This window comes from Kitasatospora sp. NPDC004799 (assembly GCF_040609095.1).
Lineage (GTDB): Bacteria > Actinomycetota > Actinomycetes > Streptomycetales > Streptomycetaceae > Kitasatospora.
Genome location: NZ_JBEXJK010000277.1, coordinates 1 through 10,870 on the forward strand (window position 1 = coordinate 1; position 10,870 = coordinate 10,870).

Here is a 10,870-nt window from a genome sequence, read left to right on the forward strand (position 1 = left end):
ACACTACTCTTTCCTCTTTTGGTTTTTTTGTTCCCGTCGTGCCTGGTGCCTCCGGGGGCCTGGCCGCCCGCCGGGGGGGGGGGCCGGGGCCGGCGGGGGTGGGGCGGTTAGGCGTGGTGGTCGAACTCGCCGGCCTTGAGGGCGTGGAGGAGGTCGGCGAGGGTGGTGGAGGTGGTGCGGAGGACGAGGTGGCCCTCGTCGGACTCGCGGAGTTCGACCATCGCATTGGTGACACGCAGCTCGACACAGTTGTCGCTTGCGCCGCTGTAGCTGGACTTCTGCCAGCCGAACTCGGGCACTGTTGTCCTCCGCTTCTCGCGTTGCGCCCCTCGCCCTGGGTGGGCGAGGGGCGCGGGGATCAGGCGTGGTGGTCGAATTCGCCGGATTTGACGGCGTGGAGGAGGGATGCCAGGGCTATTGGGGTGGTGCGGAGGATGACGTGGCCCTCGTCGGACTCGCGGAGTTCAACCGCGCCGCTGACCGTACGGATCTCGACGCACTCATTGGTTGCGCCGCTGTAGCTGGACTTCTGCCAGTTGGACTCAGGCATTGTTGTCTTCCGTTGCTTTCCTGGCAGATTGGATGAGGTCTCGCGACTTCTCGTGGGAGAGCGCCAGGTCGTCCATGCGATCGAAGATGGTTCGATGCATGGCCAGGTCTGCTGGGGAGTCGAAGAACAGGACGCCTTGGGCAACATCCATTTGGACCGTGTCCAGTTCGGGAACCGGGCCGTCGGCGAACGTGAGGTTCTCCGAAGCGCCGGGGAAAGTGGCGACGGCGAACGGTACGACGCGGATTGAGATCCCCGGGTGTTCGGAGTCTTCGAGGAGCGCATCGAGTTGCTCGGCAAGAACCTTGGGGCCGCCGAACTGCATCCGCAGTGCGGCCTCATGGATGAAGGCCTGGAGTCGTGTCTTGCCCGAGCGAACTATCTGCTGCCGCTGAACGCGGAACGCGGTGCGGAGGTCGATCTCCGCGTGGGACAGTGGGGGACAGACCCGGGTGAAGACCGCGGAGGCGTAGGCGCCAGTCTGCAGCAAGCCAGGGACGTAGGTGGTCGTGCAGGTGGAGAGCGCCGTTGCGTAGCTCTCGATCTCTGCGACTTCGAGGAAGTCTCCCGTCAGGACCTCGCGGTACTCCTCCCACCAACCGCGCCCACGTTCGACGATCATCTCGGCGAGGGCGTCGACCAGCGGGGGATTGGCGCAGTGGCATGCGGTGGCGATGGTGCGGAGACGGTCGACACTGATGCCGATCCGTCCTGATTCCATCTGAGTGACCTGAGCTGGACTCATTCCGACAATACGGCCCAGCTCTGAGCCACCGTAGCCAGCCCGTTCGCGCATCCTCCGTAGCTCGGTCCCGAGCCTGCGCTGACGGAGCGTGGGGTTCGATCGTGGCGGCATGACTTCCTTCCAGGCGTGCGTGTGGCCAGTGTGCCGCTCGCGTCGAGCGGCGGTCCACCGGTTACCACCGTAGGGGGAAGAATCCAGGAGGGTGGAAATTTGGATACTCGTGTGCGCTATGGTCGATCTCACATCGATCCGACGGATCGTCAGTAACGCCTGCTAGCAAGCACCGCAGAGCAGCCATGCCCATCTCTCATGGCCTGGCTCACGGCGACACCTGTTCCGCCGGTTCCTCCCCTCACTCACGCCTCGGGAGAACTCCCATGCGTCACATCAACACCCCCACCATCGCCATCGCCCGTCAGACCCTCCACCGCACCATGGCCGGTGTCGGCTGGTCCCCCTCCGTCATCGGCGACGCGCAGCTCGCCCTCTGCGAGCTGCTCGTCAACGCCTGGCGGCACGGGGACACCCCCGCCCCGCTCGTCCAGGTCATCTCCGACAACGGCAACCTCCGCGTCTCCGTCACGGACCAGAGCCCGGTCCTCCCCACCACCCCGCCGCTCTCCCTCCTCGCCGAGTCCGGCCGGGGGCTGCAGCTGGTGGCGGCCCTCACCCACCGCTGGGGCGTGGAGACCCACGAGCGTGCCAAGTCGGTCTGGTTCGAGTTGGACGGGGTCGCCTGATGGCCGCCCGCCGCCGCCACCCGATGCTGCCGACCGACCCCCGGATCCGGCACTACACCGACGACCACATCCGCACCCTCCTCGCCGAAGTCCAGGAGCGGGGGCGCAAGTTCGGCCTGATCTTCCCCTCCGCCGCCACCGACCAGACCCTCGACGGCCGCGTCCTCGTCCGCTTCAACACCGCGCCCGCCTCGACCCTGCTCAACCTCCTCGTCCTGCTGATCGACGCCGAACGCGAGCACCCGTGAGGTTCCTGATCGGGACGGCCTTCGCCGTCCTCCTCGCCCTCGCGATCTCCACCGTCGCCCTGGGCGTCGTCACCGCCCTCCGCGCGGCCCCGCCGCCGCCTGACGAGAACGCCTGACCCGCAAGCCCCCGCCGCCCCGCGCCGGGGGCTGCGGCACTGCTTCATTCGCGCCCTTGACGGCCCTGCACGCGCGGGGCCAAGGTCGTGGAACTGCGTGGAATCCACTCGGTACAGGAGGTAGTCATGACGCTAAAGTTCTTGGGGATCTACCCGAACACTCCTGATGACGGCTCGCCGACCATCTGGCTGGACGAGGCGACCGGCGACCTGGTGATCCAGTCCTGGAAGGCCGACGAGGCCACTGTCAGGGAGGCCCAGGAGGTCGGTTCGATCCCGGGCCACTCCACGGACATCCCGGACCACGAAGGCGTGTTCCGGTTGCCCGCCAACATGATCCAGTTCATCCCCCGGCCGGACAGTGAGGTCAACGACGGTGGCAACGGCGGTTCGTGAGCAGCTCGCCAAGGCGCAGCGCTCGGCGGTGCATCTGGAGATGCGGGACGGCTACATGCTGGACGATCCCGAGTTCATCGCCTGGCAGCAGGGCAAGCGGCTCGACCCGAACGACCGCGAGTCCTGGTGGCGGTCGTGGCTCGACGTGGTGGCCGAGACGACTGGTCGAGGGGTCGCCATGCGCCGTCTGCGGGTTGTCTCCGAGCCGGTGACCGACTACATCCGGTTCGAGTACGACGTGACGTTCTCGAACGTCGCGGCGGGGGAGGACGTGCGGTGGCTGCCGCGCTCACGCGCTGGTGACCTGCTCCTGCCGGGCCTGGACGGCTGGGTGATGGACGGCGAGGTGGTGATCCTGCACCACTTCACCGGGGATGGGCACTGGGCCGAGGCCGGCATGGAGGTCCGGACCGATCCGGAGCTGGCCAAGCGGTACCTGGCGGCCTACGAGACCGCATGGGAGCGGGCGACGCCGCACGCGGAGTACCGCCCCGCCTGATCGGCAACCGTCCGTGGTCGTCCCGGCATCGTCAAGCGTCCAGCGCGCCCGCCAGAATCTCGCCGACCGGCTCGGCGAGATTCAGCGGGATGCCGGGCTGTCGGGGCGTGAGCTGGCCGTGGCATGTGGGTGGTACCCGTCCAAGGTCTCGCGGCTGCTGAACGCCCGCACACCGCCGTCCGAGGACGACATCCGGAAGTGGTGCCGGGCGTGCGGGGCCGAGGACCGCGCGCCGGACCTGATCGCCTCACTGCGAGCCGTCGAAGGCATGTTCATCGAGTGGCGACGCATGGAGCGTGTCGGACTCAAGGCGGCTCAGGAAGCCCGGCTACCGCTGTACGAGCGCACTCTCCGGTTCCGGTCCTACTCGTCCTGGCTGGTGCCCGGCCTGATTCAGACACCGGGGTACACGACTGCCGCCCTGCAGGCCATCCAGCGGCGCCGAGGGCTCGTTGACGACGTTCCGGCTGCTGTGGCCGCCCGCATGCAGCGCCAACGCGTGCTGTACGAGGGCGGCCGGCGGTTCGCTTTCCTGATCGAGGAGTCCGTGCTGCGCTGCGGGATCGGCGGCGGCGGCGTCATGCGCGACCAGCTGCACCACCTGACGACGGTCGGATCACTCCCCAACGTGAGCCTGGGAGTCGTTCCGATGCGTCCCGATCGGACACACTGGCCGGCTGAAGGCTTCTGGATCTTCGACAGCGCCCAGGTGAACGTGGAGCTGGTCTCCGGCTACCTGACCATCACGCAGCCGAGCGAGATCGCGATGTACGCCGAAACGTTCGGCGAGCTAGCCGAGTTGGCGGTCCACGGGGCGGCCGCTCGTGAACTGATCACGTCTGCCGCTGCGCTGCTCGGGTGATCTCCTGCCATCGGCGTGGAATCCCGTGGAACTTCATGGCGACGCTTGCCGATCGCTCCGTACCTTCCTGGCAAGAGCATCGACGCCGGAGCGCGGCGCAGGTCCGAACGGCTGGACCGACAACACCGCCGACCGGCCGAGCTGTTGATCCTCTCCGCACCGCCACGAAACGGAGGCGCAGCACAGATGAAGACCGCACCGTGGGGTACCACTCGCATGGAGCCGTTCACGGCCACCGTCCCGGTCCCGCAGTTCACGCCCGTCATCGACCCCGAGACGCAGGTCGCCGTGTTCGTGGACGGGCACGGCCGCACGGTCGAGTTGGGCGGGCACGGCACCAGCACCAGCGGGTTGACGCCCACGCAGACCACGCCCGACGGGAACCCGGGTAGCCCGACCGACGCCGACACCACCGAGTCCTACGACCAGGACCAGAGCAACGGCTGATGGGCGACCGAAGCGGGTCGGTGCTGGTCCTGACCAACCCCCTCGACGTGACCACGGACGCGGTCCTGCGGGTGCTCGCGGAGCGCCGGGTTCCGGTGGTTCGTCTGGATCCCGGCTCCGACCTGCACTCGGGTGCCTCGCTGACCGCCGCGTACCGCACGGGCGGCCAGCGGGGCACCCTGCGCACGGCCAGCCGGGAGGTCGCTCTCTCCTCGGTCAGATCCGTCTGGGTGCGCCGGGCCTCGCCCTACGAAGGGCCGTCCGAACTCGGCGGCCAGGAGCGTCGGTTCGCCGCCTCGCAGACGTTGTGGGGCGCGGGCGGCATCCTCGCGTCGTTTCCCGTCGCGCACTACGTGAACCACCCCTGGGCCAACCGTGCCGCCGAGCACAAACCGGCCCAGCTGGCGGCCGCGCAGCGCTCCGGGTTCGCGGTCCCCGACACCGTGGTCACGAACAGCGCGGACGAGGCCCGGGAGTTCGTGGCCGCCCAGGCCGGCGGGGCGGTGTACAAGCCGTTGTGGAACACCCCCTACGCGGTCGACGGGCGGCCGCATGCCGTGTGGGTGCGCGAGGTGGACCCGGCCGACATCACCGGCGCCGTGTCCGTCTGCCCGCACCTCTTCCAGGCGAAGGTGCCCAAGGCCTTCGACGTACGGGTGACGGCCGTCGGCGACCGCCTGTTCGGCCTCCGGATCGACAGCCCCGACCTCGACTGGCGCCGCCGCCAGGACCGGATAGCGTGCACGCCGATCGACGTACCCGAGCCGGTCGCGTGCGCGGTCGCCGCCTACCTCGGGCGGCTTCGTCTGGTCTACGGCGCCTTCGACTTCGCGGTGACCGCCTCGGGTACCTGGTACTTCCTCGAATGCAACCCGAACGGCCAATGGGCATGGCAGCCGGCCGGCACCACCGACGCCATCGCCCACGCCATTGCCGACCAGCTCCAGAAAGGCCGTGACACATGAGCACACCGGCTGAACTGCGCACCGCCCTGGCCGACAGGCTCACCGGGAACGGCGTGCTGACCGACTGTGAGTGGGAGAGCGCCGCGAGGGCCGTTCCGCGGGAGCTCTTCGTCGGCGCCTACTTCGCTCCGGTCGCCGGCAGCGTTCCGACCGGCTACCGGCCCGTCCGCGAGGGCGAGCTCGGATGGCTGGAGGGCATCTACGACGACCGGACGCTGGTCACCCAGCTCGACGGCCGGATCGGGCCCGAGGACGTCGCCGGGCAGGCAGCCGTGACGGGCGTCCCGTCCTCGTCGTCCACCCTGCCCTCCGTGGTGCTGCGCATGTGGCAGCAGCTCGGGGCCGAGGCCGGGCACCGCGTGCTGGAGATCGGCACCGGGACGGGGTACTCGACCGCCCTCGGCGCCCACCGCCTCGGGGACACCGACCTCACCAGCGTCGAGTACGACCCCGCGGTCGGCGCGGCCGCCGCGGCGGCGATCAAGGCCGCGGGATTCTCCCCCCGACTGATCGTCGGTGACGGGCTGCGCGGCGATCCGGACCGGGGCCGGTACGACCGGCTCATCGCCACCTGTTCGGTGCGCTACCTCCCGCTCCCGTGGCTCCACCAGGTCGAACCCGGCGGCCGGATCCTGGCCACCCTCTCCGGGTGGGGCTACGCGAACGCCCTCGCGCTGCTCGACGTGACCGGCCCCGGCGAGGCCACCGGCCGGTTCCTGGCCGACCAGGCCAGTTTCATGATCGCCCGCCCGCACGACCGGCCGCCCCGCCCGACGCTGGACCTGCTGCCGGGCGACGAGTCCCCGACCCTGATCGACCCGGCGACGCTCGACGACCGGACGGGCGGCTGGGTGGCCCAACTCGCCGCGCCCGCAGCCATCCGCACGGGTGCGGGCGCTCAGCAGATCCTCTGGGACCTGTCCACCGGATCGCAGGCCCGGACGGCACCCGACCCCGGCGGCGGGTGGACCGTGACGCAGCGCGGGCCCGTCCGCCTGTGGGACCGGGTCGAGCGCGCGCTCCAGCACTGGCAGGCGGCCGGCGCGCCCCGCGAGGACGGCTTCGGGATCACCGTGTCCCCGGCCGCCCAGCGCGTCTGGCTCGGCACCGAGGACGGACCGGGCTGGGACCTGCCGATCTGACCTGCCGGGGACGGCGCATCATGGCCCCTGTCAGGTCTCGGCAGCTCAAGGCCCTCGTTTCCCTGAGCTTCAGGATCTGCTGCAGCGCTCGACGGTCCCGCTCGCAGGCACCCCGTAGCGCAGGAAGTCGGCCGGTCCGACTTCCTGCGCAAAGCTCCTATGCGGGGTGGTGCGCTGGAGCCCCTGCCACCCCGGCAACGACTCGCACTGAGCCGTCAGTTGCGGTGGCCCCGGCCCGGCCGGGGCCACCGCGACACGGGCGGGTGGTCTTCGCCCGAAACCCCTGCGCCCCGGGCGTGCCGGGCACCAGGATGGCCCGGGTGACGACCAGCCCACCCGCCCGAGCTGCTGCTCTGGACCTCTGGTACCTCTACGGCCGCAGCCGTGCCGACGCGGACCGGAGCGTCCCCGACTCCTTCTCCTGGGTCTGGGCCCAGGACGGCGGGCCGGGAAGCGAGGTGCTGGGAGACGTCACCGGGCTCGTACTGGCCGATCTCGGTGCGGGCGCCGCCCGACACGCCGCCCACCTCGCCGTCCACCACGCCCCGGCCCGGGTCGATGCCGTCGATGCCTCCCCGGCCCAGCACGCGATGGCCTTCGACCTCTACGGCCACCTCGCGCCGCGCCTGCGCGCGGTGCACGCCGACGTGACCGACCACCTGGAGGCGCATCCGGACGCGTACGACGTCGTCTACTCCGTCTTCGGCGGCCTCGACTTCACCGACCCCCGCCGGTTGCTCCCCGCCGCTGCCCGCGCCCTGCGCCCCGGCGGGCTGCTCGCCGCCTCCACCCTGGGCCACTACCTCGGTGGCGCGCCCGCCGAGCCGGACGTCCGGCACGCCGACGTCCCGGCCCGCACCGCGGACGGCACCGCGACGACGATGCGCCGCTGGGTCCTCCAGGAGCACGTCTGGACGAAGCTGCTGGACGAGGCCGGGTTCACCGCGATCGGCATCGACCGTCTGCCGCCCGCGACTTCGGGCCCACGCTCGGCCGACACGCTGCTCGTCCGGGCCCACCGGCAGCGGTGAGGACCACCGCCGCCGACCAGCTCCAGAAAGGTTCCGCTGCACATGAGCACACCGGCTGAACTGCGCACCGCCCGGGGACGGGGGACACCGCAAGTGACGCTCGTCCCCGAGCAGCAGGACCGCCCCGTGCCGGGACGGTCCTTCCCCGTCGCCGACGCCTGGGCGCCGGCCTTCGACGCCGTCCCGCGCGAGCTGTTCCTGCCGGACCTGGTCTGGGCGCACGACATGGCCACCGGCACCAGCCGCTCCGTCGACCGGTGCGTGGACGAGGCCGGTTGGCGGGCGGTGGCGGCCGCGGACGTCCCGATCGTCACCCAGTGGGACGACGGCGCCCACCGGGGCGTCGAGCCCGGTACGGTCCCGACCAGTTCGGCCTCGATGCCCTCGCTGGTCGCCGCCATGCTGGACGACCTCCGGGTGGAGCCCGGGATGCGGGTGCTGGAGCAGGGCACCGGCACCGGCTGGAACGCCGCGCTGCTCGCCCACCGGCTCGGCGACGCGAACGTGACCACGATCGAGATCGACCCGCAGGTCTGCGCCCGGGCCCGCACCGCACTCGAACGCGCCGGCTACCGGCCGCGGGTCGTCCGCGGGGACGGCGCCCTCGGCCGGCAGGACGGGGCGCCGTACGACCGGATCACCGTCACCTACGGGCTGCGCGCCGTCCCGCGGGCGTGGGTCGAGCAGACCCGCCCCGGCGGCCTGATCCTGGCGCCGTTCGGCACCCACTACTCCAACGCCGACGCCCTGGCGCGCCTCACCGTCCACGGCGACGGCACCGCGTCCGGCCCGTTCCTGCGGCCGGTGGAGTTCATGAAGATGCGTGCCCAGCGCCTGCGGTGGCCGCAGAACCCGGCTGCGGGCGGTACCGTCGCCGAGACCACCACCGCCGCCGTCCTGCCGCCGCACGGCAGGTTCGACCCGTTCCCGTTCGCCGCCGGCCTGCGGCTGCGCGACGTCGTCCACGCGATCCAGCCGCACGACGACGGGGCCCGCACCCTGTGGCTCTACTCCCTGACCGCCCCGGCCTGGGCCGCCGCGACCTTCCGCGACGGCGAGGAGGCGCACCCGGTCCGCCAGTACGGCGCCCGCCGCCTGTGGGAGGACTTCGAGCAGACCCTCACCTGGTGGCACGAGGCGGGCGAGCCCGGCGTCGAGCGCCTCGGACTCACCGTCACCCCGCACGGCTGGCACGCCTGGCTGGACGACCCCGCCCAGCCGCTGTGACCCGCCCGCCCGGCCCCGCGAGCCCGCCTCGCGGCGCCGGGCCCTGTACCACCACGACCGCATGGGAGCCCCGATGAGCACCCGCCACCCCGAGACGAAGCGCCCCCGCGACATGCCGGTCCACCGGCAGTACTTCGACCTGATCGCCTCCGGCGAGAAGACGGTCGAGGTCCGCGTCGCGTACGAGTCGATGAAACGGATCGAACCCGGCGACCTGGTCAACTTCACCTGCCGCGAGTCGAGTTGCCTCACCAGGGTCACCCGGATCGGGAGGTACCGCACCTTCGAGGAGATGTTCGGCACCGAGCGGGTGGAGGCGGTCAACCCCCGCGCCACCGAGGCCGAACAGCTCGAAGCGATCCGCGCCATCTACCCGCCCCACAAGGAGGCGCTGGGCGTGCTCACCTTCGAGGTCGAGCGGATGGCCCCGTCCTGAGCCCGGACCGCCGCACCGCCCTGTCGCACCGACCTCAAGTGTTCGAGCACTGTGTGATCGCGCAGGGTCCCACGGGTGGAATCGGCAAGGGGGGCGGTGAACCGGCCCGAGCTGGCAGGATCCAGCCCGTGACGGACTTTCTGGAAGAAGTGCGCGGGATCATCGGGCCGCCGAGTGGGCCGGGCGTGGCGGCGGAGTGCTGGCACGGGCTGGAAGCCGAGTTGGGGGTGGAACTGCCGGGGGACTTCAAGACCCTGGCCGAGCGCTACGCGCCGATCTTGATCGGCCGGTCGATCTCGCTGACGGGCCCTGCCGCGCAGGGGTGGGACCTGGGCAAGTACATCCGGGAGACCGTGGTCGCCTACCAGGACTGCGAGTTCACGGACGAGAACTTCCCCGGATTCCCCGCAGCCCTGGGGTTCGGCGCGCCGGACGGCCTGATCCCCATCACGGGGACCGCGCACGGGGAAGAGGTGTTCCTGCTGCGCACCGGCACCGGGTACGGCTGGTGCGTCGTGGTCTACGTCGGCCACGACAACGAGTTCTACCGCTACGACCTGACGTTCGCGGAATGGTTCCACCGGTACCTGCGCGGAGAGGACATGGCCGGGCCGAACAGCGGACAGGAGTTCTCGAACCCGATCGCGTTGACGGACTACGGCGTGTCGCCGATGCGGACGGAGCGCTTCGGCCCGGTGCGGGATTCGTGAGGGGTTGCAAACACGACCGGAACCGAGCCGTGGTGAGCCGTCGTGGAGGCACCAAGGGCGACCGGAACTGGTCGGTAAGAGCCGGTCTTGAGGAGAGGAAGGCGTAGGGGTGGCCGGAAGTATCGGCTGGCTTGCGGACATCATGGGGGAGCCCCGCCGCGAGCCGTTCCGGGTGTACTGGCAGGGGTCCGTCGAAGGGCTCGGTGTCGAACTGCCCTCGGACTACCGCGCGTTCGTGGAACGGTACGGCCATGTCCAGTTCCACGGCGACCTCATCGTGATGACCCCGGATCGCGACGCCGGGACCCCGGACGAGGAGAGGTACGAACGCTTCCGACGCTTCAATGAGGAGGTCGGGGAGATGCTCGAAGTGTGGTACGAGTGGACTCCCGAGCTCGGCCGTCCCTACGTACCGTTCCCGGGGAAGGGCGGCCTGCTCGCTTGGGCCAACAACACCAGTGCCGACTATTTCTGCTGGGACACCTCGGCCGGTGACCCGGATCAGTGGCCGGTGGTGGTGTGGCGCTTCGGTATCAGCGAGTTCGTCCGTTTCGACGGTGGCATGACCGAATTCCTGGCCGCCGTCCTGACCGGGGAGATCCCCGACTCCGACGAGTACATCGATCGCACGCTGGAGCCCGACCTGTGGCGTGCGTAGCCACGGTCCCGGCCGACTCCCGTCCGGTGCGTCACGATCCATGACGGGACGACCCCCGGGGTGCGCAGGAAGTCGGCCCCGCCGACTTCCTGCGCACC

At 70.7% G+C, this 10,870-nt stretch carries 16 protein-coding genes; 13 read left to right on the plus strand and 3 right to left on the minus strand.

What is annotated here, in order from left to right; translation table 11 throughout:
- Positions 1-107 precede the first annotated feature (107 nt).
- Genes ABZW03_RS28360 through ABZW03_RS28370 form a run of 3 tightly spaced genes read right to left on the minus strand, consistent with a single transcriptional unit; the run spans position 108 to position 1,406 of the window.
- Positions 108-299, minus strand: a complete 192-nt coding sequence (locus ABZW03_RS28360; RefSeq protein WP_355264142.1) for a DUF397 domain-containing protein — start codon at positions 297-299, stop codon at positions 108-110.
- A 59-nt stretch (positions 300-358) separates the two neighbouring features.
- Positions 359-550 carry a DUF397 domain-containing protein gene (locus tag ABZW03_RS28365; RefSeq protein ID WP_355264145.1) on the minus strand — a complete coding sequence of 64 codons (192 nt, stop codon included), beginning with the start codon at positions 548-550 and terminating at the stop codon, positions 359-361.
- Positions 543-1,406 carry a helix-turn-helix transcriptional regulator gene (locus ABZW03_RS28370; protein ID WP_355264148.1) on the minus strand — a complete coding sequence of 288 codons (864 nt, stop codon included), beginning with the start codon at positions 1,404-1,406 and terminating at the stop codon, positions 543-545. The genes ABZW03_RS28365 and ABZW03_RS28370 overlap by 8 nt, the downstream gene beginning before the upstream one ends.
- Positions 1,407-1,672: 266 nt before the next feature.
- On the opposite strand from ABZW03_RS28370, the gene ABZW03_RS28375 reads away from it, so the two are divergent.
- From ABZW03_RS28375 to ABZW03_RS28435, 13 genes are all read left to right on the plus strand, one after another.
- Complete coding sequence (locus ABZW03_RS28375; protein ID WP_355264151.1) at positions 1,673-2,035, plus strand: ATP-binding protein; 363 nt, start codon at positions 1,673-1,675, stop codon at positions 2,033-2,035.
- A complete protein-coding gene (locus tag ABZW03_RS28380; protein WP_355264154.1) occupies positions 2,035-2,283 on the plus strand; it encodes a hypothetical protein in 249 nt (82 codons plus the stop codon). The genes ABZW03_RS28375 and ABZW03_RS28380 overlap by 1 nt, the downstream gene beginning before the upstream one ends.
- A 242-nt stretch (positions 2,284-2,525) precedes the next feature.
- Entirely contained in the window at positions 2,526-2,795 is a 270-nt protein-coding gene (locus ABZW03_RS28385; RefSeq protein ID WP_355264157.1) for a hypothetical protein, read from the plus strand.
- Positions 2,776-3,294 carry a DUF6879 family protein gene (locus ABZW03_RS28390; RefSeq protein WP_355264159.1) on the plus strand — a complete coding sequence of 173 codons (519 nt, stop codon included), beginning with the start codon at positions 2,776-2,778 and terminating at the stop codon, positions 3,292-3,294. Before ABZW03_RS28385 ends, ABZW03_RS28390 begins: the two co-directional genes overlap by 20 nt.
- A 13-nt stretch (positions 3,295-3,307) precedes the next feature.
- Positions 3,308-4,156 (plus strand): helix-turn-helix transcriptional regulator, encoded by an 849-nt coding sequence (locus ABZW03_RS28395; protein ID WP_355264162.1) that lies wholly within the window; start codon positions 3,308-3,310, stop codon positions 4,154-4,156.
- Between the two features lie 186 nt (positions 4,157-4,342).
- On the plus strand, positions 4,343-4,603 hold the full coding sequence (gene tgmA, locus ABZW03_RS28400; RefSeq protein ID WP_355264165.1) for a putative ATP-grasp-modified RiPP: 261 nt from the start codon (positions 4,343-4,345) through the stop codon (positions 4,601-4,603).
- Positions 4,603-5,568: an ATP-grasp ribosomal peptide maturase gene (tgmB, locus tag ABZW03_RS28405; RefSeq protein WP_355264168.1), complete on the plus strand. Its 966-nt coding sequence runs from the start codon at positions 4,603-4,605 to the stop codon at positions 5,566-5,568. Before tgmA ends, tgmB begins: the two co-directional genes overlap by 1 nt.
- Positions 5,565-6,710 (plus strand): ATP-grasp peptide maturase system methyltransferase, encoded by a 1,146-nt coding sequence (gene tgmC, locus ABZW03_RS28410; protein ID WP_355264171.1) that lies wholly within the window; start codon positions 5,565-5,567, stop codon positions 6,708-6,710. Before tgmB ends, tgmC begins: the two co-directional genes overlap by 4 nt.
- 320 nt (positions 6,711-7,030) lie before the next feature.
- The gene (locus ABZW03_RS28415) at positions 7,031-7,741 is read left to right on the plus strand and encodes a class I SAM-dependent methyltransferase (protein WP_355264174.1); all 711 of its coding nucleotides are present in this window, start codon (positions 7,031-7,033) and stop codon (positions 7,739-7,741) included.
- A gap of 42 nt (positions 7,742-7,783) precedes the next feature.
- Positions 7,784-8,968: a methyltransferase domain-containing protein gene (locus ABZW03_RS28420; RefSeq protein WP_355264177.1), complete on the plus strand. Its 1,185-nt coding sequence runs from the start codon at positions 7,784-7,786 to the stop codon at positions 8,966-8,968.
- 73 nt (positions 8,969-9,041) lie between these two features.
- On the plus strand, positions 9,042-9,404 hold the full coding sequence (locus ABZW03_RS28425; protein WP_355264179.1) for an ASCH domain-containing protein: 363 nt from the start codon (positions 9,042-9,044) through the stop codon (positions 9,402-9,404).
- A gap of 128 nt (positions 9,405-9,532) precedes the next feature.
- On the plus strand, positions 9,533-10,114 hold the full coding sequence (locus tag ABZW03_RS28430; RefSeq protein WP_355264182.1) for an SMI1/KNR4 family protein: 582 nt from the start codon (positions 9,533-9,535) through the stop codon (positions 10,112-10,114).
- A gap of 109 nt (positions 10,115-10,223) precedes the next feature.
- Positions 10,224-10,772: an SMI1/KNR4 family protein gene (locus tag ABZW03_RS28435; RefSeq protein ID WP_355264185.1), complete on the plus strand. Its 549-nt coding sequence runs from the start codon at positions 10,224-10,226 to the stop codon at positions 10,770-10,772.
- Positions 10,773-10,870 lie beyond the last annotated feature (98 nt).